19 protein-coding genes are annotated in these 24,621 nt (G+C 27.6%); 13 read left to right on the top strand and 6 right to left on the bottom strand.

The features are described 5' to 3' along the window. Positions 1–3 precede the first annotated feature (3 nt). Positions 4–273 (top strand): helix-turn-helix domain-containing protein, encoded by a 270-nt coding sequence (locus CHB81_RS18305; RefSeq protein WP_089353286.1) that lies wholly within the window; start codon positions 4–6, stop codon positions 271–273. Between the two features lies 1 nt (position 274). Beyond that, on the top strand, positions 275–2,701 hold the full coding sequence (locus CHB81_RS18300; protein ID WP_089353285.1) for a hypothetical protein: 2,427 nt from the start codon (positions 275–277) through the stop codon (positions 2,699–2,701). Positions 2,702–3,345: 644 nt separating this feature from the next. On the opposite strand, the gene CHB81_RS18290 is transcribed toward CHB81_RS18300, so the two are convergent. Together CHB81_RS18290 and CHB81_RS18285 are read right to left on the bottom strand one after the other, a co-directional pair. Beyond that, positions 3,346–4,272 carry a hypothetical protein gene (locus tag CHB81_RS18290; RefSeq protein ID WP_089353283.1) on the bottom strand — a complete coding sequence of 309 codons (927 nt, stop codon included), beginning with the start codon at positions 4,270–4,272 and terminating at the stop codon, positions 3,346–3,348. A gap of 7 nt (positions 4,273–4,279) precedes the next feature. Next, the gene (locus CHB81_RS18285) at positions 4,280–8,647 is read right to left on the bottom strand and encodes a hypothetical protein (protein ID WP_089353282.1); all 4,368 of its coding nucleotides are present in this window, start codon (positions 8,645–8,647) and stop codon (positions 4,280–4,282) included. A 253-nt stretch (positions 8,648–8,900) separates the two neighbouring features. Here CHB81_RS18285 and CHB81_RS18280 point away from each other — a divergent pair, with 253 nt between their 5' ends. The 3 genes from CHB81_RS18280 to CHB81_RS18270 all read left to right on the top strand — a co-directional run bounded on the left by CHB81_RS18280 (position 8,901) and on the right by CHB81_RS18270 (position 11,795). Continuing rightward, on the top strand, positions 8,901–9,245 hold the full coding sequence (locus tag CHB81_RS18280; RefSeq protein ID WP_089353281.1) for a hypothetical protein: 345 nt from the start codon (positions 8,901–8,903) through the stop codon (positions 9,243–9,245). A 133-nt stretch (positions 9,246–9,378) separates the two neighbouring features. After that, positions 9,379–10,626 carry a hypothetical protein gene (locus tag CHB81_RS18275; RefSeq protein WP_089353280.1) on the top strand — a complete coding sequence of 416 codons (1,248 nt, stop codon included), beginning with the start codon at positions 9,379–9,381 and terminating at the stop codon, positions 10,624–10,626. Beyond that, positions 10,626–11,795, top strand: a complete 1,170-nt coding sequence (locus CHB81_RS18270) for a hypothetical protein (RefSeq protein WP_217899734.1) — start codon at positions 10,626–10,628, stop codon at positions 11,793–11,795. Before CHB81_RS18275 ends, CHB81_RS18270 begins: the two co-directional genes overlap by 1 nt. 248 nt (positions 11,796–12,043) lie before the next feature. Here the strand turns inward: CHB81_RS18270 and CHB81_RS18265 are convergent, their stop codons facing one another. From CHB81_RS18265 to CHB81_RS18255, 3 genes are all read right to left on the bottom strand, one after another. After that, positions 12,044–12,355 carry a type II toxin-antitoxin system RnlB family antitoxin gene (locus CHB81_RS18265; RefSeq protein ID WP_217899733.1) on the bottom strand — a complete coding sequence of 104 codons (312 nt, stop codon included), beginning with the start codon at positions 12,353–12,355 and terminating at the stop codon, positions 12,044–12,046. Between the two features lie 32 nt (positions 12,356–12,387). After that, positions 12,388–13,452: an RNase LS family HEPN domain-containing protein gene (locus CHB81_RS18260; protein ID WP_089353278.1), complete on the bottom strand. Its 1,065-nt coding sequence runs from the start codon at positions 13,450–13,452 to the stop codon at positions 12,388–12,390. A 194-nt stretch (positions 13,453–13,646) separates the two neighbouring features. After that, positions 13,647–13,973, bottom strand: a complete 327-nt coding sequence (locus tag CHB81_RS18255; RefSeq protein WP_089353277.1) for a hypothetical protein — start codon at positions 13,971–13,973, stop codon at positions 13,647–13,649. Positions 13,974–14,137: 164 nt separating this feature from the next. Here CHB81_RS18255 and CHB81_RS18250 point away from each other — a divergent pair, with 164 nt between their 5' ends. The 5 genes from CHB81_RS18250 (at position 14,138) to CHB81_RS18230 (ending at position 21,515) form a co-directional block, all read left to right on the top strand. Next, positions 14,138–15,022 (top strand): hypothetical protein, encoded by an 885-nt coding sequence (locus CHB81_RS18250; protein WP_089353276.1) that lies wholly within the window; start codon positions 14,138–14,140, stop codon positions 15,020–15,022. Positions 15,023–15,275: 253 nt separating this feature from the next. Further along, positions 15,276–16,373, top strand: a complete 1,098-nt coding sequence (locus tag CHB81_RS18245) for an IS3 family transposase (protein ID WP_089353275.1) — start codon at positions 15,276–15,278, stop codon at positions 16,371–16,373. A 36-nt stretch (positions 16,374–16,409) separates the two neighbouring features. Continuing rightward, the gene (locus tag CHB81_RS18240; RefSeq protein ID WP_089353274.1) at positions 16,410–17,567 is read left to right on the top strand and encodes an IS3 family transposase; all 1,158 of its coding nucleotides are present in this window, start codon (positions 16,410–16,412) and stop codon (positions 17,565–17,567) included. A 539-nt stretch (positions 17,568–18,106) separates the two neighbouring features. After that, positions 18,107–20,326 carry an AAA family ATPase gene (locus CHB81_RS18235; protein ID WP_176427546.1) on the top strand — a complete coding sequence of 740 codons (2,220 nt, stop codon included), beginning with the start codon at positions 18,107–18,109 and terminating at the stop codon, positions 20,324–20,326. Then, positions 20,319–21,515 (top strand): hypothetical protein, encoded by a 1,197-nt coding sequence (locus tag CHB81_RS18230; RefSeq protein ID WP_089353272.1) that lies wholly within the window; start codon positions 20,319–20,321, stop codon positions 21,513–21,515. The genes CHB81_RS18235 and CHB81_RS18230 overlap by 8 nt, the downstream gene beginning before the upstream one ends. An 83-nt stretch (positions 21,516–21,598) precedes the next feature. Here CHB81_RS18230 and CHB81_RS18225 read toward each other — a convergent pair whose 3' ends face one another. Continuing rightward, a complete protein-coding gene (locus tag CHB81_RS18225; protein ID WP_089353271.1) occupies positions 21,599–21,931 on the bottom strand; it encodes a hypothetical protein in 333 nt (110 codons plus the stop codon). Positions 21,932–22,138: 207 nt separating this feature from the next. On the opposite strand from CHB81_RS18225, the gene CHB81_RS18220 reads away from it, so the two are divergent. The 3 genes from CHB81_RS18220 to CHB81_RS18210 all read left to right on the top strand — a co-directional run bounded on the left by CHB81_RS18220 (position 22,139) and on the right by CHB81_RS18210 (position 24,600). Beyond that, a complete protein-coding gene (locus CHB81_RS18220; RefSeq protein ID WP_089353270.1) occupies positions 22,139–22,549 on the top strand; it encodes a helix-turn-helix domain-containing protein in 411 nt (136 codons plus the stop codon). Positions 22,550–22,670: 121 nt separating this feature from the next. After that, complete coding sequence (locus CHB81_RS18215) at positions 22,671–23,279, top strand: hypothetical protein (RefSeq protein ID WP_089353269.1); 609 nt, start codon at positions 22,671–22,673, stop codon at positions 23,277–23,279. Positions 23,280–23,397: 118 nt separating this feature from the next. Beyond that, positions 23,398–24,600, top strand: a complete 1,203-nt coding sequence (locus CHB81_RS18210) for a hypothetical protein (protein ID WP_089353268.1) — start codon at positions 23,398–23,400, stop codon at positions 24,598–24,600. Positions 24,601–24,621: the final 21 nt, after the last annotated feature.

Here is a 24,621-nt window from a genome sequence, read left to right as displayed (position 1 = left end):
ACTATGTTACAAAATCAAATTATACTAAACGGAATAACAATTGAGCAGTTAGCAGAAGCTTTAGCTCCATTGTTACAATCTACTATAAGTCAATCTCAACAGGCATTACCTGAGAATATTACAAGAAAACAAGCGTGCACAATTCTAAACATTGGATTGGCTACATTATGGAAACATACTAAGGAAGGTAAACTAACTTCTTATGGAATTGGCAACAGGATAATGTATAAGCGTGACGAAGTTCTACAAGCTTTGAAACCTCTTAATATTTAAAATGATGGATATTAATGAAAACAACGACGAAAATAGCACAGATGTTATAGTAGACATAATGGAAGTTTGGGAACAAGAGTTTTTGAAAAAAGTAAAACAAAAAATCCGAATTATAAAAACAATAGAGGATGCATTATTAAAAGGATCTGAACTCATAGATAAACGCGATGAATCTTTTATAAAGGCACGTAATTATTTGACTGAAAATAATCCAGTAAATAATGCTTTGATTAAATATATGACAGCTTTTATAGAATATGATACAAAGCTAAACGAAAAGTATTATCCATACGATATTGATGAACTGAATTTATTATATGAGAAAAACACACAATTTGATGAAAACGGTGCGAGAAAAAAGGTTCACAATAGATTCAATACATTATCATTTAGAAACTATGTGATTTTTATGACATTGAAACTAGATGGACAATACGATTCTAAGTTAGATGATAAAATTTTTCGGGTTAAATCCAGTGATAACAGAGAGTATAATCCGCTTACAAAAATACCAAAGCAATTACGTGCATTTCTACCGTTTCGAATTAAAGAATATGATATTAAAAGTGCATTCCCAACATTCATTGATAATGAACTTGGGTGTGAGTATAGACATAATATTTATGAAAGTATTGGTAAAAAAGAATTTGTTCGGATATTAAATGCAAACAGTGAAGAAGGAGATGAAAAATGGTATGCAAAAAATATACTTAAACTTAAGAAAGTTTATGGTAATAGTGCGACGTCAGTTTTAACAAAAGATAGATACCTAAATAAAGGTAAGGCATTTAGAGATTTTGCAAAATGCGAAAGTGAATGCATTTATGAATTAGTAAAATTAAACAGCATAAAATACTATGTTCGATTACACGACGGCATTTTTGTATTGACCGATATTCAATGTAATACGCTTAATTTTGGTAAAGTTAAATTTGTCGAGAAAGAATGTACACCTCCCGTAAAACGAGATGGAGTACCTAATTTATTTTATTATTTTAATGATAAAGGACAGGTTAAAATAACACCATCATCAATTGCAGATTATTTTGTGCAAGAGAATTTTCAAAGAATATCAACTAAAGCTGACAAACTAATTATCTATAAAAATACCAATAACATTATTGAGCCATTTAATGTGAACAATGATTTGTTGTCAATTTTAAAACTTGGTGTTATTGAATGTGGTTATCAACGAGAGAAGGTAGTTAGCGAGATTTCAATTAAATATGATCTTATGATTAAGCCAGCCTTACGTATTATTGATCCAAAAGTATTAAAACTTTATCGAGATTCGCGACATGAGTTTGGATTGCCATTTAAAAATGGTTTTTATTTAATGGACAAATCGGGACAATTTAAAATGAAAGATTACAGTCAAATCGACGGTTTTTTTCCAAAACATAAAATACAAGAACATGAATTTGTGTACACTGATGAGGTTGGCATGTTTGAAAAAGTTGTACAAAATGTAAGTGATAATAATACTTTAGATTTTCAATCTATGTTGGGCTATTTAGTTCAATCGTATAAAGATGCAAGTTGTTGTCCAGCTATTATTTTAAGTGATAAAAATGCAGATAATGTTAACAGAAACGGAGGAAGAGGAAAGACTTTATTTTTGAAAGCATTAGAACATGTATTACCAGTAATGGTAAAAGGAGGTTCAGAGTTTGATATGAAATATACACACGTTTTTGCCGATCTGGAACCAGAAACGCAATTATATGTTATTGATGATACGGTTGCGGGATTTAAATTTGACCAAATATACACCCAAATAACGGGTAGTTTAGTATGTCAAAGAAAAAATATCAAAGCTGAAACAATACCATTTGAGTTATCTCCAAAGTTTGTTTTTACCACTAACTATTTGGTCGGTTATAATAAACAAAATAACTCCACAAATAGACGTTTTATCGAGTACCAATTTAATAATCACTATAATCAAAATAATACACCCAAGAAAGAATTTGGTTGTACCTTGTTTGATGATTGGGATATAAATGAATGGAATAAATTCTATTCATTCATTTATCGTTGTGTTTCTGTTTTTTATAATCACTCCATTATCACTCCAATTTACGATAAAGAAAAGGATAATTATAATATTCTTTTTAATGATACTGTAAAACAAGAAGTATTTGATATTGTTATGAAGCAAGTAATGAGTGAACGTAGTTTTTTTACTGTTGGCGTTTTCTTAACTAAATATGGAGAACAGCCATATATACATACAAATCCTAAATATTTCACTAACAAAAATACTAAGTTATACATTGATGCGTGGTTTACTAAACAATCAAATAATGACGATAATATAAAATGTTGGTCATATAGGAAAGATAAAAGAATGTGGGTATATAACCCAGATAATATTTCAACAAATTCGTTATTGAAGAAATTTAGTGCAATTCCTAGTAATTTGTAAGTATTCCGATTCAATCGAAAGAATGTTTAAGAACTAAGTAAAATTACAATGTTATGTAATATTACGTATAACTTGCTTATATGCTTACATGTGTGTCGGTACTTAGTTGTTGACTGCTGACACTACTTACGTTTAATTATAAATAGTATTTAAGGAAAAATAAAATATCAATTTTTTTTAAAAACTTACATTATACATATTTGATTATGTTAGTGTAAGTTTTTTTTATTTTATATGTAATCAGCGTAAGTGCTTTTTTAATGTGTTTATTGTTAGTTGTTTAAGTAGGAAAAAGGATGTGTAATTAGATTTTTTTTCTTTAAGATATTACGTATAAAACAAAAACAAAAACAAAAAAACAAAATCAAGTTTTATTTATTTTTTTGTTTTAAGTGGTCAGCTATTATGAAACAAATTTGGCTGATAGGAAGTACTTGTAATAGTTCTTTTAATCTTTTTACAACTGCGTAAGATTTTTTGTTTGGCATTATCCAAAAAAATATTATCAGTACCAAAAAAAACAATAATATTATTAATAGATTAATTGTAAACGGGGTAATTTGGCTCATTTTATTTTCATTTATTGTTGAGACAAATCTATAGAGAAAGAAAAAAAATTTACGTTCCTACGAGTTCCGGAACGCCTAACCTAACAATTTTGAATGTGGAATTTTAAATCCTTCTTTGTCAAATGTTTTTTGACTTTCAATGAATTTTTCATCGTCTGGATTTAAATATTTCCTCAACGTATCTTCAGTTCCTTCAACGTCAAAATTTTGCCTTATTAATTTAGCAAATGCTGTATAGTTTATTTCTCCATTTCTGCCTTTTGGTGCATCGACATATCCATAATGAGCAAGTGTTCCCAATAGAAAACCAATGTGAGTTCTTTTACCAGTCCATTTAATTTTTGGACTAATTTCTTTCAATTCTCGTATATCCACTATCATCTTTTGAATTTTGATTAGTTCGAGAATAAATTTATATCCGATCAAAAATAATGATAGAGGTAAATTACTTAGAGTTTTGAATCTTTTCAAATGAAATTCACTAAAGTAAAAACTTTCAATGTCTATTGTTCTTCTGTTTTCATTTTTAAAATCAAAATTGCTAAAAAGGGTTGGTATTTTACTGCCTATTAAGAGATCATTGTAATCTGTTGTTGTTATATGTTTATAATATAAATCTTCAACTTCAGCATTGTCTAATAAAATTGAACAATATCTCGATTTTTTTTCATCAACATAAAAATCAGACTTTAAAGTTTTTAATTGAATCTTGATGGCTTCAATATTAAATTTTATGAATGAATCAAAATTATCAGGATCTGATGTTGAGAGGTTTAAGTAAATTTCACTTAGTGAATCTTGATAGAGTTTTTTTATTTCTTTAATTATCTCTTCTTGTCTTAGTTGAATTGATTCTAAACTTTTTTCGTAAAAATCTTGATTTTCATATTCCACAAGTACATAATTCTCAATATAATCTATGTCTTCTGAACCAGCCAAAATGATAAAATCTAAATAATAATTGTTTCCCAATGCTTTAATAAGTGATTTAACTATTTTCATAAAATTGTTATTTTGCTATTCTAATGTTTGGATTTCCATAAATATGCATTGCTAATTTACCTTCAGGAACTATAAAAGCTGTCGAAATGTTTTCCTTATAATCTCCTAGATTTAAATTAGCAATATGTACGGCTTCTGAAATTTTATACCCCTCGTTAAAGGAATCCAAAAAGCTTTCTAACCAATAAGATGGAATAGTTATATCTAAGCGCCAAAAAGGAGCAATTACGGCTTTATAGCCAAGAGCAAGAATGTCATGACAAAGTGAAGAAACACCTTTTGCAAAAAAATCTTCAGTTACAACACCAGAATTACAGATAAACAATATTGCTATTTCTCCATGTCCAAATAAATATTTTGGATCAACAATTGCACTTTTTGAATCATGATTTGTATAAATGCCTTTAAATTCCATGAATCCCAATTCTCCATGAGCTAAAAAAATATTTATATCTGTGTCAATTTTTTTCTTTATGTGGCGCGAAGTTAGAATGTTTGTTTTCTGTTTTTCCAATACTGGTTTTATATTTTTAAAACTTATGTTTATTGGGATATCTTCATCTTCAATTGGTATCCAAGCAGTAGAGGTAAATTTATCTTTTATCAAATATTCGTTACTATTTTTAATAAACCATTCTAATGAGATGATATTTGTGAAAGGAACCTTTGAGCTTAAAAAATCACCATTATTAATTATTAAATTTGAAGAAAATTCCGAAAGATCAATTGAACTGCAAAAGAAAACTTCCTCATAATTTAGATTAATCTCAAGGTCAGTGAATGCAAATGTTTCTAATGAGTTTACATACGCATCATCTTGTGCTCCAAGATCAAAGTAGTTATTAGAATTGAAATAGAAATCTTTCTTTGATTTTGACCAAAGTCTCATTTTTTGAATATCCCATTTTTTTAATTCTTTTAATGAAATGTTTTTTTCACTATTTATGGTTAAAACATAGATATTAGAGTTAAGATTAAATAACCAAACCAAGAGATTGTTTTTGGCTATAATAGCCTCTTTTTTAATATGAGTTAAATAGTTATTTAATCTATCTATTATTTCTTTATCAGGTACGGGTATTGACTTTACAACAGTATTAAAGGCGTGATATTTGTTGTTGAAAGTAAGATTATTGTCATTAATAATTATTCCACAAAGTAATATGCCATCAATGTCTTCTTCTTTTAATGCTTGTGATAATAAGTTTTTGGTATTAAGTTCTAGGTGTTTAACCTCAAATTTAAAGTCATGAGAAGAATTTGTTTCGAAAACACTTACTAGTAAATTTATTAGGTTCTTTTTATTATTTTTCTCATCGCCAAAATGTTGGGCTCGAATAGTTAAAATGGTGTTTGAGCCTATTTTGGCTTCTAATTTTGATATAAGATTAGCAAGTTGTCCATACGAATCTACATGAAAATGCTCTTCATAACGCTTTACATTATATAAATAATTTAGCCAAGGTATGATGCCATTCTCTTCAAAAGAAATTATATCATTTATGTTTTCATCAAGATATTTTAAAGACTCATTAATTATTTCAGGTTTCTTACTTCCAATTTTAATTATACCTAAATAGTAACTTAGTTTAAATTTTTGTCTATCATATACTTTAAGTTTAAGTTCATCAATTCTTATGTTAAGGTTTTCCATCATGGGAAAAAAATTGAATGTTCTATAGAATTTTAATGCATTGTGCAATAAATCATTTTGAACAGAATATTTAAATGTTTTATATCTTGATAACGAAGTGTAATATAGAGATCCGTAAATAGATGCTTCAAATGGACTGTTTTGATAGATGAAACAATTAAACAGTAATCCCCACCCATAATAGTGCTTTTTTTCTTGTATTGAAATTACCAAAATTTCTTCAGAGAAATTTCTAGCTCGCTGATATTTACTATTGTAATTAAGTGTGTCAACGAAGTTGTGACATACTGTAAAAAACTCATAGTCTAATGAATATTTATTTTTAAAAGCCTTTATTATTGTTATTTGTAACATAAAATCCTCTATCCTCTCATCAGTGATTTTTTCAGGTTTTAATGTATAAAGGATGTTTAAAGCAACGGAAATGATCTTTTTTTCTTCTTCTTTTGTAAGAACTTTATCAGGAACAGTAAAATCATACAGCCTAAACATATTGGAAGGTTGTGATTGGAATATTTTTGTCAACAATTCAAAAAATTCATTGGGTTCACATTCAACTAAATCAAAAGTTTTATCTTCAATAATATTTAAATATGAAATATTTGAAAAAGCATTATTTAGTGAGTTTACCATGCGTGTAAAACCTTCAATCTTACATTTTTTAATAATTTCTAATAAATCTGACTTGTAGACTGATATGTCATAGTCTGCGTAAGCTATTTGATTAAGAATGTTAGATATGGAATATTCGATAGATTCGTCGTATAATTCTTTAGTTCTTTTATCTAAATCATAGTAGTATTTATTATTTAGAGCATTTTCAAGAATTACCAAACGATTAGCTATATGGTCTCCCTCATCAATTTTGTCGATTGCCTCAGTTATTATTTTTGGGATAAAACCTTCTGGAGTAAGGTCGGTTTCTCTCCAAATCATTCGTTCACGGATAACACTAATTGGCGGAGCAAAGGATAGAAAATTTATAAAGTTGTTATTAAATTCATTTTCGTCTTTATAGTAAGTTATCTCTGCATATTCTTTTTGTATAGGTTGGTTATTCTCGTAAGAGAATAATCCTCGTTTAAGACTTCCGGTTTCTATGTAATTTGTGAATAATGAATAATCAATAATTGATATTCCATTAATGCTGAGATTTGAAAATTTATTGTAATTAGAAATTATTACTGGTACTATTTTTTTTTCCGAAAAATAATTTGACAGGACTTCAATTTTTTCAACTAAGGAAAATGTCGATTCAGAAATTTCAATAATTGCATTATGTATTTCTTTTGACTCTATTGGAAAATCAAAACATTTTGTTTCTATTAAAATATAATAATCTTGAAGTTCAAAAAAAAGATTATTGTCAAGATTTATTAGACTGTCTAAATGATTAATTTCGGTTTTTTTGAAATTGAATTTTATTCTCAGTGCTGTTAGCTCTTCCTCAATGTAATTTTTTAAAATTAGCGCTCTCTTTTTATTGTCATGGTTTGCTTCTATTAATATTTGCTCATATAAAAGTGTATAATTGGGTGCGGATAATGTTGAAATACAGAAATATATATCATTGTTAACTTCAAATAAAGGTCTCCTCCAAAGATAAGGTCGATCAGAACTAGAAGTTAAAGCTTTCAAAATCTTTATTATCAATATTTCATCAAAATCTGTACATGTTTTTAAATAACTGATTAGATGATCTTTTTTAATTTTTGCTGGAGATTGATTAACGGATGTTTCTTTTGAACTTAAAGTTTTATTATTAAATAAAATATAAGTTAATTCAACCATTGGAATTAAAGCCTTATTTAATTGTTCAAGGGTTAATCCGTTATAATATTCTAATTTTTGATTTTGGTAATGATAATATTTACTTAATAAATGTATCGTGATTGACAAGTTTACATCTGTTTCATCAATTGTTCCGGTTACTAAATTTATGTAGTCCGAACTAATTTCGCAGTTTGTGACACCAATCTTTTTTTTATTAAACTTTTTATAAATATATGATAGTGGTAATCTTAATTCGTAAAAATTACTATGTGTCCTGATTTCAGACGCTTGATTTAGTAGTTTTATCCATTTTATTCCTGATAAAATTTTTAATACTTCTGAGTTCTCACTTTCCTCTAAATCGCCATTTTCATAAATTAAAATCGCGTATGCAGATTCTATGTTTAAAAAAATATTTGCATGATTCCATATTAGATAGAAAAATTGTCCCAATTCTAAGTCAGTAAAACTAATACGTGGATGGTAATCTGTCTTAATAGGATTCCATTTGTTCAGTAGTGATATTAAATACCCCAAAATATCACCACCTACTTCAATCATATGTTGCATTGAAACTTCTGAACCGTCTTCTGAAATAAATTTTGAAAATTCAATATCACCTTGGTGAAAAGCTATTTTTTCTCCCATCAATTGTTGGGTCATCAAAGGTATAATCTCAAAATGATTTTTGTTAATGCTTTTAAAAAGAAAATCTAGTAGTTCTTTCTTTGTAAAATTCAGTTCTAAAAAACTATTAAAAATGAAATTTTGAATTTCATTTGAAATTTGATTACACTCATTTACAAAACTTATGACACTAAGTTCCTTTTCTGTGAATTCTTCCCCGTAATTGTCTATTATTTTGTTTAAATCAAAATCTTTTAAAAAAGGATTAGCATAATCAGATTTTAAAATATGTGCAAGTTTTTCTGAAATTGATTCGAGCATAAAAATTTAAGATTTTTAATTTTTTGATCAATTTACATTTTAAATTGTTTGTCATACTATTTTTATTAAAATATTTTTATTCAATATTGGATTTTTTAAAAAAGTATAAGATGATATACAAATTTGGTTAATGAAATGTAGTACGATTAACGTAAATTTAGATTAGATAATTATGAATAATGCCAATAGATAATGGTTTCAAATTAGTAAATTTGTTTTGACTCGTAAGCTTGAATTAATTTTAAATAAAAGTATGTTAAAATCATTACCACATAGTTCAGAAGAATATTATTGTATAAATTGTTCAGATTTCAAAAAACAAAATGAAGTGGATCCAGATTGGAATTGTATTGTCTGTAATAATTCTGTCGAAATAAGAATAGTTACTAAGAGTAAAGATCAAAATTGCCATAGAATTTCTGCAACAGAAATAGAAATTGATGATAAAGTGTTAATGCACAGAGATGAAAAATCCATGAGAGTCTTAGGGAAAACAGATCTGGGAATTATGGTACAATTAAATCTTGAAGGATATGGCGCTTGGAAAGTTAAAAAAGATGAAGGAATATTGAAAATAAATGGGCGCTGGAATTTTTAATTTCTAAAATTTAGTTTTTTTTGCAAGCACTACAAAAGTAAAACCTTTTTTAATAAGGTTAAATATAAATTTGTTGGACTGAGTTATTTATAAACTACTTTTTAGTTACTTTTATAAGATTAATTTTCAAAATATGGATAAGAAAACCGAAGGAGCATGGTTGATAAATCATACAAAAAAACTGTTAGATGTTCGTGATACATACGATTTTGGAGAAATTTTACTTGCAGGTAAAAGTGGTTTGTTTCTTTCAAATTTAGCTGCATCAGAACAAAGTACGATTGATAAAGATAAAGTTGGAGCGATTGCTCGTATTTCAAATGTTGGGCGAACTGAATTTAAGGAAATTATATCAACTTTAGAAGAAGCTCAATTAATTGATTCATCTACGGATGGTTCAATCGAAGTGTTAGGTTTAACCTCTTCTTCAGTTTTAGGTCATACTTCTGATATTTTTTTAAATTCAAATCCAACTAATTATCAAAAAGCGGCATTAGATTTGGCGGAAAATGTGTCTGAGTTACCAAAAAAAGAAAATATTTTGAAAGAATATATTTCTGATACACATCAGTTGACACAAACTCAAACAACTGATTTAATATTTCAGTCGGAGCAGATTGGTTTTGTAGATTATGAGAATATTGATCTAAAAGTGAAGTTTTATTTTAATGGTAATTTATTTAAGAGAAATGTTGCAGAAAAAGCTAGTAAAGTACTTTCTTCACTTACTCCTGAAGACAATAGACGTATAGCAGAATTTGATCAAATTTTAAATACAAAAGGATGTACAGCTATTGAAAATGCAAATCAAGTTCTGGGCGTTCCATTATTATCAAAATTGCAATCTATTGGGATGTATGACTTCAATGAAGTAAGTAATCCTCAAGAGACAAAAGTTTTTATTACTCGTCCAGCGGCTTTTGAGAAGTATGGTAATCCATTTGAAGAGGATGCCTTTGATTTAGCAAAAGCATTTGTTTCTTCGTTATATTATGGAATGAACTTTAGAAACCCTGATGCCGGAAGAATTACAATGCTTAATGCCTTGATGAGAAAACTGGTTAATGGTCATTGGGTTGGACCTGCACAAGCAATAGGTGAAGATTATAAGCTTTTAGAACTTCAAAGGGTAATTGAAGTTAGAAGAGTACCAGGGAGGGATACATATCATATGAGGTTATTAAAAAAAGATATTGGAATGTTAGCCTTGCAAGTACTAGAATTTGGAACAACAGTGGATGAAGCTATGGTTATCGCAAACAGCACTGCAAGTGTAACACATTATTCGGGACCAGAACAGCAGAGAGACGTACACAGAAGAAAACAGACCTCTCAAACAAAAAACCAAGTAGCAGACATGTTAAGAACATTAAGAGTATAATGGAAAATCAACAAAAATTATTTAAAGGAGAGCTTATGGAAGAGTTGTTGAGAAATTACTTCCTAAGTTTAGGTTATTACGTTGTCAGGGGCGTAAAATTTCAATATCAAGATTTTGATGTGTCTGATATAGATTTATATTTATACGGAAGAGCTTCAAGTCTTACGAGAGAGAGAATTAATGTAGATATTAAAAATAAAAAATCTCCTCAGGTTTTTGAAAGGATAATATGGGCTAATGGTGTAATGAAGTTGTTAGGTTTTGATTCTTGTATCGTCGCGACGACAGATGAAAAACCAGTTATTCATTCGTTTGGACAGCTCCATAATACAGTAATTTTAGATGGCTCTTTTTTATCTAAACTGAGAGGAAAAGAAATAATCGATAGATTCAGTGAAGAAGAATTATTGGCGGAACTTTCAAAACATAAAAGTTATAAAACGTATAATAAGGATTGGCGATATCTTTACGAAAATTCAAAGTCAAAATTATTGAATGAACAAGATTATTCTGGTTTCAATTCTACATTAATTCTTTTAAAATATTTTGTTGAAAAATCCTTAGTTGATGTTCAAAAGGCAGAAATTGCAACCCGTATGATATACATCTTATTATCTCACTTATTGGTTATAATGGATTTTATTTTAAAAGATATTGCTTTTCTAGATACATCAATTAGGATGAAGCGTATTTCTGAAGGATTGAATTATGGGAACTTAGGTAAAGATGGAGTTAATAAAATTATAGAAATAGCTTATCAAATTGCAGGAAAAAATGTAGTTTTTTCTCATCAGACTAATTTAGATATCCTAATTGAGTATTTTAGTAAACTGGAAATTTCAAAAAAAATGTACTCATGGGCAAAAGAATTTGAAACTCTTGGTTATAGTAAGACTTTTACAAATCCTAATTTGATTGAAAATATAGGACTAAAGGGACCTTTATTTGTTATTTTGGATTACATGAACATTGAAAGAAGAAAATTTTTCAATCAATATGAAAATGCAAAGTCTTCAAAAGAAAATGAAATTGTTAATGATGACTTGAAAAGTCTAAATGAAAAGACTAAAACAGAATTTGAAGGTAACGAAAATAATATTGATGATTCAAAAATTATTAAAGATTCAAAAGAAATTGTAGGCAAAGGGAATGTTAGAACTAAAAAATAACAAGATATACTGTGTAAGAAATAAAAATCCACTTAAAAAGTGGATTTTTATTATCTGTTTTTAGCAAAGACGACTACTCGTTTACTAATTTATATATTTTGATGAAATTTTTAAAGAAGATGTTTTATTAGGAGAATAATGAAATATAGATGTTTAGAATAATTTAATTTATAGCAAAGAACTGTGTGTGTTGTCAATTGGATGTTTTATCTGTTAGTTTTTAGCTAATATGAAGTATAATTTGTTCGTTAAACATTTTCATTTAATATACTTTGAATAGTTTTTTTTGATAAGATCGAATTAGATAAGTATTCCTGATTCTTTTTATAATAGATAATAATTTCATTTCTAATATTTTTTGCTACGACTGTTTTTCTAAATGAACTCATTTCAAACTTACTATTTGTAAAGCTAGAAATAAGAAAGCGACCTGACGAATTACCATTTGTCAATAATAGGTCGAAAACAACTTTACCTTCAAAATTAAAATAAACTAATTCTTTGGATATTTCATTCAATTGATTTATTGGGTTGTTGTAATTAACCGATTGAACAAACATAAAGCCCCCTCTTTTTATCAACTCAAAATTTTTCATAATAGTGTATTATATGAATCATTAATCAAAGCTAACGAATTATTTAGAATTTCAATTGCATCTTCTCTTTTTTCAATAATTCTAGTTGTTAGATCTATATATTCGGTATGAAATATTGTATGTCTTTCTTTTTTATAGTATTCATATAATTTTTCAATAACAACTACTGTTTTAGCACATCCAATAATCTGTTTTTTAGAATCTCTAATCTCTACTGGCTCAATATCTTTTTTAAATATATCAAAATTTCTGTCTATTGAAACTCCTTTTAGAAATAAAAGATGCTTCATTAAACCTTCTAGTGCTTTTAATATGTTAAAGGCAAATGAAGAATGATCAGGTAAATCAATTTCGATCTTTTCAAGAATTATTGCGCTTAAAATCAAAGCTTTAATATTTTCAGGTAAATGGTCATAAGCTAAAGGTATTCTTGCCTTTAATTCATTCTCATAATCTTCATATTTAGTTTGAATTTGATAGTATTGAATAGCTGTATCAAATCGATGTTCTGGTTTTAAATAATTTAATTCTGTAAAGTAATTTATAGTCGAATTATGTAATAGTAAAGGTCTTCCTGTTATAGTTAATGTGTTAGTTTCGTAATAATTAAAAACAACTTGTTCGCCAGTTTCTATCACAATCTTTTTTTGAATGCCGTATGGAATTTCTTTATCTTCTATTGTTAATGTTTGATAATCAATTCCAAGACATTCGATAACAGTTTTAAAGTCGTCAATATTGACATTGCTTATTGAGCTAATTGAGTTTTCCCTATTGTCTGTCACTCCTTTTTCTTTTACAAAATGTGCTATCTCAGAACTTACATCTTGAGCTTTTCCCATTTTATAATTGATGGTTGTTGAGCCATTATTATTAGAAATAAAAGAGATTCTTACTTCCTTTGTTTTTCCTCCGTGATTACCAATTATAATAAATTGTTCTTCAAGTCCATGTCTCACTTTCTTTGAGTCTATTTTATAATCCACGAGACTTTCTTGACAATATCTATTTACAAGTAGTCCAATGTCATTTCTATTTAAATTAAGTTTTGTAAAAGGCATTTTGTTTTTTTAAATTAGTATTATTACAGCTTTATTTCATTCTTATGAGTAAATCTAAGTTCTAGAGTCATAAATACAAGAAGTTATTCATGGTCTAAACTAACTTGTTGATACTTACAAAAAACAGTTTATTAACTTTTTTGTGTAATTAAATAATATGAAAATTGTTAAATAATGGTCAATTGTCTTAACTATTATTGTTGCCTTTTTAGAAGTTGATTATATTCTTCCAAGAGTTTTAAATATTTGTTCTTCCAATATTCCACCTGGGATTCATCTATTTGATAATCTGTGGTCGATTCTGTAATTGTTTTTTGAAAAGGATTGAATTCTTTTATTTCTTCTTTGAAATCATAATGAATAATTTTTCCTATTTCTAGAATTAAATCCAGGGAAACATTACTGTTTTCAAACATAAGATACATCCATCTTCTGCTTTTTGATAATCTTTTAGCTAATTCACTAATTGGAAATCCACTTTTATAAACTGCTTTTTTTATTATTTCTCCTCTATGTTGCATAATCCAAAGATTAATACTTTGGTGAGAAATTATATTTACAAATATTGCGCATATGTGTGTAATTATTTCTATTTTTACAGCATGTAATTTAGATCAATATTCATTTGTGTGAATAATATGTGCATAAATTACAGTTTTATTAATTTGTTTAAACAATATTGAATATGAGAAATGCATTACTATTATTTGTAATAACTTTTACTTTTTTGCAACAAACACAAGCGCAAACTACACAGGATTTACTGGAAAAGAAACGTCATGAATGGAATTATAGCGAATGTGGAAAATGTAAAGAAAACCCATTTACGTTCGATCAAACAATAGTAAAATATTTTATTGCGAATGTTTATGATAAAGATAACAGGAATTCATTTGGAGCTAGTCAAGATGAAAATGATACTGATGAACAATATAAAGCCAAAGTTGAAAACGCAAAAATAGCAATGATTTCTATGGAGGTTTTTTCAGATTCGACGACTACTACAAAAATTGGTACAGTCAAACTAACTCAAGTCTTACCAACAGAAATTTTTGTAATGCTAGCTTTCAAAGAATATAATGGTCTGAAAATGATAAAATCTTTAAAGGACAAGAAGATATATGTAATTAAGAAATATGCTTTTGATTTTAGAGATTATCACTATACTAGTGGAGGTTCAATTATTAAAATGTATACAGATCCATTGGCACTTCAAAAAGAAAAATCAGCAGTTGCAAATTATCGTGTGATATTGAATAATTCTATAATTACAGTTAATCAATTGGAAGCTATACAAAAAAAGCATACGTTTCAAAGAGTTAATCAATATGGGCATGTGTTATCAACACATTATGATACCACCAAATTTACAAAGATGGAAATTGTTACCTATAAACAATTATTAAAGAAATTAAAGACGCAACGAGAAAATGTAATTACAAAAAATAAGGAGACAATAGGGAGTAAATCTTTACAATATGATTTATTAGACATACCAGATTATGGAAAACAAACTAGGATTGAAGATGCCTATCAAACATATATTAACGATTTTGGTTATATTGATTAATTCCCTACGATCAAACAGAATGAGAGTTTTTTTCAACTCCCTATGCTATTTATTGTATAGGGATTTTTTTTTTATACAATTTTGATTTTGCTGAAATATTTATAGTAGATAATACATATGCTCAAGATATCAAGGAAATTGCCTAATAATAAAAGATAATGATGTACTCAGGATGTCATTATCTTTTATTATTTGCATATTTCGTCATTATATTTCTTAAATTCACATGAGAATAGTACCTGAAATTTAAGAAATGAAATGTAAAATTTACGATAGAAATTTCAAAGAGAAAGCAATTCAATTGGGTTCCGAAATGGGCGTGAGAAAAGCTTCAAGAGAACTTGGTATATGGTCATCAAATATAAGTAGATGGCGAAAAGAGTTTCTTAAATATGGAGAGGCAAGTTTTTGCGGAACTGGAAAGTCTAGACTTACACCCGAAGAACAAATATTTTCCAAACAACAAAGAAAATTAAAAAGAGAGCTTAAAGAATCATTACTTAAAATTGAGATTTTTAAAAATGGGCATAAATTTGTTTCTCAAGGGAGGCTGATGACTTATCATTTTATTGAAAATAATGTAGAAAAGTATACACTTAAAAAAATATGCAAAGTTTTTGGAGTAAGTAGAAACGCATATATTAAATGGAAAAATCAGATAATTTCTCCGACACAAAGTCAAACAAATTTATTAAATGAAGAAATAACTTCAATCTTTTTTGAATACAAAAAAATATATGGTAGCAGGAGAATTGCTGCAGAATTACTAAGTCGAGGCTTTACGATATCACAACGGCAAGTTTGTAGTCATATGAGAGTACTAGGTCTAGTTAGCAAACTAAGAGAAAATTATAAGGTCAAAAATGTTTCGCGTTATAATCCTTGTCTTTTTCCTAATATTTTAAATCAACAATTCGCGGTTGAAGAACCTTCTAAAACTTGGGTGTCAGGGATAACTCGAATCCAAACAGCGAAAAGACTTTTATTTTTAACCATTATTATGGATTTATTTGATAGAAAAATTATAGGGTGGAGCCTTAGCAATGGATTAACCGTTAAAGAGACTACAATGCCTGCTTGGGAAATGGCTGTTCAAAATCGTAAAACAAAAAAGGGTTTAATATTTCATTCTGATAGAGGAATTCAATATGCAAATAAAATGTTTAACCGTAAATTAGACTCTTATAAGTATATTACACGAAGTATGAATCGAAAAGGAAATCATGCTGACAATTCTATCTGTGAAAGCTTTTTTACTTCTATTAAATCTGAAATAGTTAATTTAAATATGCTTCTAACTAAAAAACAAGTGGAAGAAAAAATATTTGAATATCTTGAAAATCCTCATTAAAACGACATTCTGCTATAAATTAATAAACTTCAGAATATGAAAAAATATGAACGAACTTTCAAAGAGTATGCAGTTAAATTAAGTTATGAACGAGGTAAAGGGCAAATTATAAATATCGAACGAGAGCTGGGAATAACTCCAAGTTGTTTGAACAGATGGCGTCAAGACTTTGAAAAATTTGGAAAAGGAAGTTTTTGTGGAACTGGTTACTTAAAATTAACTCCTGAACAGGCTGTAATAGCAAACCTTGAAAAGAAAATTAGAAATTCACATATTACGCTGGAAATTTTAAAAAAAGGAACCAAATATGTTTCTCAAGGAAAAGTAATGATTAAGCAATTTATTGAAAACAATAAATCTGAATTTTCAATTTTGAAAATGTGCCAAGTATTAGAAGTATCGAGAACTACATATTATACAAGAAAAAAACAGGAGCTTTCAGATACAGAAATTCGAATAATTTTATTAAAAGAGGAAATTACAACTATATTTTATGAATTTGAGGGAAGATATGGATACATCGAAATTAGTAAAGAACTTCAAAGGAGAGGATTTAAAATATCATGTGGACATGTATCTGCCTATATGAGGATACTAGGTCTGCGTACCAAAGTTAAAAGAAAATTTAAGGCGACAACTGATTCAATTCATAATCATTATGTATGTCCAAATGTTTTAAATAGAAAATTTACAGTTAGTGAGCCTGCCACAGCTTGGGTTTCAGACATTACATATATACAAACCATGAGAGGCTTTTTGTATCTTACAATTATTATGGACTTATTTGACAGGAAAATTATTGGATGGAGTTTAAGCGACACAATGAGTACAAAAGCAACTACTTTGCCCGCTTGGGAAATGGCAGTAAATAACAGGAAAATCAGTAAAGATTTGATCTTTCATTCTGATAGAGGTGTTCAATATGCTAATAAACTTTTTAGTAAAACATTAGACTCGTATAAGTGTGTTAGGCGTAGTATGAGTCGTAAGCAGAATCATAATGACAATGCCGTTTCCGAAAGTTTTTTCCATTCTTTTAAAGGTGAATTAATTCATGGGAATAAACTCTTACCAAGGAAACAGATGAGAATCGAAGTATATGAATACATTGAAAATTGGTATAATAAAAAGAGAAGGCATTCGTATTTAGGCTATAAGACAATCGAAGAATTTAGTAAGATTAATTTAATTTGAAGAAATTGATAAATCCTATGATGGTCTGTTGTTTTTAGTTTTATCGAATATATGAATTGATAATAGCATGTAAGACATAATCACATCAGACCCACTATGCAAAATATTGTTTATTTACATCAGTATTTTTTATGAAATATATCAAGGCAAAGAATAAATTAAGATTGACATTTTATTATATTTGAATAGTGCTCAAGGGATGAAAAAAATATATATATTTAATCAAAAAAGGTGGAGCTCATTTTAAATTGGAATTTGGTTATTAATATCACTGGGATCTGCTATAAATGGACGAAATTTATGATTAGTTTTCTAATGGTTGACTAGAATGTGTTTTAATTTTAGTAAAATAAGGGTTAATCAATATAGAAGGAATATGTAATTTTTTAAGATTTTATAGATTTATGAAAACCTCTCAGAAATGGGAGGTTTTTTTGTTTATAGTTTTAATAATTAAAATTCCATGGCTTTACGGTTTAACGTAATTTTAAAAAAAAATGTTTACCTATATTAGCAGACAAAGGGTAAAAATATTATTTATGAGCGGATTTAAACTAATTGCAATAAGACCATTAATTAATTGCGATCAAAAATTTATAAAAAACTTAATTCCAGGTAAGATTTATCAATTTTACAATGATTATAATTTTATAAATAGTAATAAAGAAGTAGTAAAACCAAAAGAAGAAGTTTATGATGTTTTGTATAGTTCAAAAATTCCATATAATCTTTATGAAATTGAAACTGCTGATGGAAATTTAATTAATGTCAATATCTCGGCTCTTGTTGGCGAAAATGGCTCAGGTAAGAGTAGTTTACTCGAATTTTTTTTTAGATGCTGTTATGTAATGTCTGATCTTTTGGGGCTAATTGATGATACAGTTTCAATGATGCAAAGAATTAGAGCAAATTTTGGAAATTTAACTAACGAAGAATTTATAGATTATAACAACCTAATTTATAAAAGTAGATTTGAAATTTATTTTTCTGTTAATAATGAAATCTATAAAATAAAACATGATACTCCAATAGAGACCGCCTACATGCCTTATTTGCATAAAAGGACTAAAGTGATAACTAAATCGCTGATTTCTTTCTATAAAAAAGAAGATCTTGGTTTTGTAAATGTTCCTGATTTTGATCTTAATTATTTTTTTTATTCAATAGTAATTAATTATTCGATTTATGGTTTAAACAGTAAAATTTCAGGGAACTGGATTAAATCACTATTTCACAAAAACGATGGATATCAGACGCCACTAGTAATTAATCCATTTAGAACAGAAGGTGTTATTGATATTAATTCTGAATATCATTTAGCTCAATCTAGATTATTATTGAATATTGTGGATCTAGGTAATGAGAGCACCTCATATATCATTAAAAATAAAATTTTTGAAAAAATAGAATTTATTATTGATCCTAGTAGTTTAGAAGAATTTGAGAATATTACGACGAGTCTAGTTATTAATGAAATTGAAAAAATCAATGGCATACCGATATTAGATTTCGTAAATTCGTTATTAACTAATCTTGTAGATTTTACTTTATCTGAAGAACAGCTTGATCAATTGCAACAAGAAATATCTAAAGATTTTGAAGAAGGATCGAAAGTTGATTATAAATATAATATAAACGAAAAAGTAATTAATTATCAAAAAATATTATTTTATATAATTAAATATTGCATCAGAAAGGTTCTTAAAATTTGTTATCAATATGAAGATTATAGTGAATTTAGGTATTTAGAAATAAGTAGCGATAAAATAACGATACAAACAATAGTAAAGCTGCCAGAATTAATTAAGAAATTGAAAGATGATAATAGTCACACAACTATCAAATTATATCAGGCTTTAAACACTATAAAGCATAAATATTTTTCTAGTGAATGGAAAGTCGTTCAAAATCCAAAAAATGTAAATAGTAAAGCTTATTTCTATAATCAAAATAAGCAAGAGTTTATTTCAATGATTAAGGAAGCACAAAAAAACACTGTCAATAAATTCGAAGAAGAGCAACTAATTCCGAATGCTTTTTTTAAAACAAAAATTTTTATAAATGATGATTATAAAGGAAAAGAGTCTTACGAGTTTGGATCTTTAAGTTCAGGAGAACAACAATTAATTCACTCTGTTCAATCTATATTATATCATATAAAAAATTTAAATTCAGTATTTTATTCATTAAGTGTAAGAAGAATTGGTTATTCAAATATTAATCTTATTCTTGATGAGATTGAATTATATTATCATCCTGAATATCAAAGAGATTTCATAAAAAGTCTATTAGATGAAATTAAAAGATTAAAGATTAAAAATATAATGGGTATAAATATTCTCTTCTCAACACATTCTCCTTTTATCTTATCTGATATTCCTCATCATAATATTTTAAAATTAGAAAAAGGGAAGCCAAAAATATTTGATTTGTCTGAAAAAACTTTTGGTTCAAACTTATATGATCTATTGAAAAATGACTTTTTTTTAGACAAAGGATTTATAGGAGCTTGGGCAATGGAAAAAATAAAAGAAGTGTTAGATTATGTTAATGCAAATAAATATGAAAAAAATAAGCATAACAATTTTTTACTTTTAATAAATCTAATTGGGGATGAAATAATATCAATGAAGTTAAAACAATTATTATCTCAAATTAAACCTGAGTTTTTAAATAAAAAAGTACAAAAAATTAGTGAGCTTGAAAAAAAGAAAAGACAAATAGAACAACAAATTAATAAACTCAAAAAAAATGGTTAGTATTTCTGAAGCTACTTTGACAAAAACTTGTGATGAGCATTGTATCGCATTTTTAGAAATTTTAAATATAAAAATTGAAGTAGTGAGATTATGCTTATATTATTATAATTTGAACTCAAAATTACATAAACAAGATTTTGATCGAAAATTAAAATCCATAAAAGGGGAAGACAATATTAAAGTTCAAGCTGTAAATTGGTTTCTTAAAAAATCTACAAGAAAAACTAAGACAAGAAATGGCGAACAAAGAGATATTCGAGTTATACATAAAACAGAAAATTTTTTTATTTCCAAAAACCATATTTTCTCAGCTAGCATAAATATCACACAACAATTAAAATTACAATTAGATTATTTTACTGATAAAAAAATCAATACTATTTTGAGTTCAAAACCATCAGTTATTTTACAAGAAAGTAAAGATTACAAACTTTTATTTAATAAAAATGTAAATAAACAAGTTAAGAGACTGATAGGATTTTTATTTGATTATAAAACTTTTTCAAAAAAAGATTCAATTTATTCAATAAAGTGGGATGCATACAAATTATCAGAGAAATTAAAGATTAACACTTGTTTATATTGTAATAGAAATTATATTTTAACAGTTACAAATTGTAATAAAAAAATTATTCGGCCTGAATTAGATCATTTTTTTCCACAATCTCAGCATCCCATATTAGCATTGTCTTTTTATAATTTAATTCCTAGTTGTCATATTTGTAATTCCAATCTAAAAGGCAAAGTTTCATTTTCATTAGAAAAATATCTACATCCCTATTTAAGTAATTTTGATAAAGAAAATGCAAAATTTACTTATCAACCTAAAAATCCATCCGCTTTTTATGGGGACACTAGAAATTTGAAAATTAAGATTGATACATCAAATGTATCAAATCTAGAACGCCAAATAAACGGTAATATTGAACTTTTTAAATTAGATTATATTTACAACGAATATCTGGAAACTGTAACTAATTTTATTGATCTTCAGAGAAAAACAAATAGTAAAAGAATAAAAGATATTTATGAAAACATATTTACAGATAGTAAAGGAAAAAAATGGATATATAATGAAAAAGAAATTTATGAGTTGATGATTAGAAATCATTATGATTCAGAAAATTTTCATAAAAAACCATTAGGTAAATTTGAAAAAGATATTGCTAAAGAATTAAAATTAATTTAAAAAAAGTACCAGCGATTGAAAATATTTTCAGTTGACTGCAAAATTTATTCAAATGATAAAAAAAATCAAACCGTGACAGATGCTCACGGTTTGAAATACAAATCTTCATTAACCATTTCCCCAACATAACTCAAATACTCAAACTCATTCAAAGGGAACATCTGCACAACAGTTTCTAAAATAAGACTCACGTTTATAGATTCATGCTTCATCTCGTCAATTTTATGCATGTCATGATCGAGTGCCAAGATGCATAATTTTAGCATATCGGTAATAACACAACCTAGTTCTAAATAATTCACAACCTTAATTTGAACTGTATAAGAGTTTTTGTCTTTTGTTGGTTTTAGAGTTGTAAAATATTGTGCAGTTAATTTTTTAAGTCTTGCTAAAGTTTCAATTTCATTGGTTTCCATAAGGCGTATATTTTTAATTTGTATTCTGTTAATCGGTTTATAGTTTGATTTTTATATTTCATATAGAAAGAAAAATCGTACTTTTGTTTAGCTTGGCGAAGGAAGCGTTAGATTGTATATTACCAAACCGTTTTGGCTGGTATTGTACTTTCTAAATAAGTTTTTTACCCGTTGAGGTTTTTCACACTTAATTATTATCTTTGAATTATGAGCACACTTACAAAACCAAATCATATAGGGCGAAAAATAAGCCGTATTCGTGAACTTCGAGATATGAAACAGGAAGCTTTGGCGCAGGCTTTAGGAATAAGTCAGCAAACTATATCTGCTATTGAAAACAGTGAAACTATAGAAGAAGAAAGACTTATAGAAGTTGCAAAAGCACTTGGTGTAACGGTGGAAGCCATTAAGAATTTTTCTGAAGAAGGTATGATTAATTATTTTAATACTTTTAATGATACAAAAGACAGTAATGTAAATTTTGGAAATCATTGCACTTTTAATCCATTAGATAAATTAATGGAAGCAGTTGAAGAAAACAAAAAACTTTACGAACGTCTGTTGAAAGCAGAACAGGATAAAAACGAATATTTAGAAAAATTACTGGCAAGGAAATAATATTCCTTAAACAGTTTTGTTCATAAAAAAAGCATCAACCACGGTTGGTGCTTTTCTGTTTTAATGCAAATATTTCGAAGTATTTTTTATTGTATATTTAAAACCAAATCCTGAAGTTATAATGAATATTGTATTAGAAAATAAAGGAATCCAAACAGATACATTTTACCTGCCGGCTTTTGTTTTGCTGGAAGGTGAAGTAGTTGTTTTATTTTTAAATAATCGCAGTCATTACAATGATACTGAAATGTTTCTGAAGGATATTTTTTGTGGTAAAATTAAGCATGAAAATGTGATCCTGCATCGAAAGATGAAATATGTGGATTATTTTAGAAGATCATATTTTAGGGATACTTTTTTCCCTTTGACAGTGGAAAGATATCTTAAGAAAAACGCAGATCTTAAAAGTCCTTTTCCTAATAGAATATATGAAGATAAATGGATTAAGAAAGAAACGAAAATAGAGAATCTGGCAGGAACTCAAAGAAAGCTTTTGACTTTATATGCGACTCTTTCAAAAACAAAAGATATAGTATTTGATTTACCTGCACTGGATTGGGAAGGAACTGAGTTTGCTTTTAAGATGGTGGCTGATGCAGTAAAAGATGGCGGCTCAGCGATTTTGCTTGATGGTATTGAGAATATGAAAGAATACGCAGCAGAATTCATTGAATTAGAATGGAATAAGGATAAGCTGCCTCCTATAAAAGAATTTAAATTTAAATTTTAAAAAAATAATGCGAGATTACATTGTTTGGAGATAGGGAAAGTATAGAAATTTGTTTTTTTAGATTTCTTTAATCAATAAAACCTTTCAGAAGTGAGAGGTTTTTTTATATTTTAGTGTTATGAAAAATACTGTCTATTATATTCTGTTTCTTTTTGTTACGGCTTTTGGTTATACCCAAAATAAGCAATTGTTACAAACGGGAGTTATTATCGATTCGGTGAAAATTACAACTAATCCAGCGGAATCGTATGCAATATATTTTCCTAAAAAATACGATGCTAAAACTCCATTGGCATTGGTTTTTATTTTTGAACCGGGCGGAAAAGGAAAAAGAGGGATTGAGCCTTTTATTCTGGCTGCAGAAACGTACAATTATATTTTGGTATGCTCTAATACTTTAAGAAATGGACCAACTCAAAATAATATTGCTATTGCCAATAGATTATTTGATGATGTACTGCAAGCCTATAGTTTTGATGTTTCGCAACTTTATATATCAGGTTTTTCAGGCGGTGCAAGACTAGCTAGTTTCTTTGGGATATCCACGGGCGCTTTTCAAGGAGTTATTGCTTGTGGCGCTTCTTTTAATGGTACGGATAAGTTTATACCTCCTTCTAATAATTTCTCCTACGTAGGCATGGTTGGCGATCGGGATATGAATTATCAGGAAATGATAGAAAACAAAGCGTGGCTGGATAAAGCAAAGATTGTAAACACACTTTTTGTTGCTCATGTAGAACATGTTTGGCCCAAACAATCTGAAATGCTTCGCGCATTTGACTGGCTGGAAATTCAGGCTTATAGAAAAAATATAAGACCAAAGAACGATACAATTATTAAAAGAATTTATGATACCAATTTACGAATAGCCGATAGTTTAAAGGCGAATAAAGAAATGGTACTTTCGGTGAATGTCTACGAAAAAGGGATTACTCTATTTAATACAAATGAAGACAACATTCTAAGAGCTAAAATTGCTGAGATCAAAAAATCCAGAGAATATAAAGATGAAATAGCAAAAATAGAGAAGACAAAGGTTTTGGAAAATGAAATTTTAGACAAACTTTCGCTTCGCTTTGACCAGGAATTAAAATCGGCTAAGAGTAATAGTAGTTTTAAATTTTGGAAATCTGAAATTAAGGATTTGAACGTTATGAAGTTAGACGGCAAAAATCCTTTAGTCCAGAATATGGCTATTAGAGTATTATATTGGTTTCAGGTTTTGGTTTATGAAGTTGGGCAGGAAAATAAAAGAAACCAACAAAATGATAAGTTTGCTTATTGTGAAGAATTGTATAAAATTATTACAGAAACAAATTAAAAAAGCATCAGCGACAAAAAG

Source organism: Flavobacterium sp. ov086 (assembly GCF_900187965.1).
GTDB lineage: Bacteria > Bacteroidota > Bacteroidia > Flavobacteriales > Flavobacteriaceae > Flavobacterium.
Note: the sequence above shows the minus strand (reverse complement) of the source record. Positions and strands in the feature narration are given on the sequence as shown.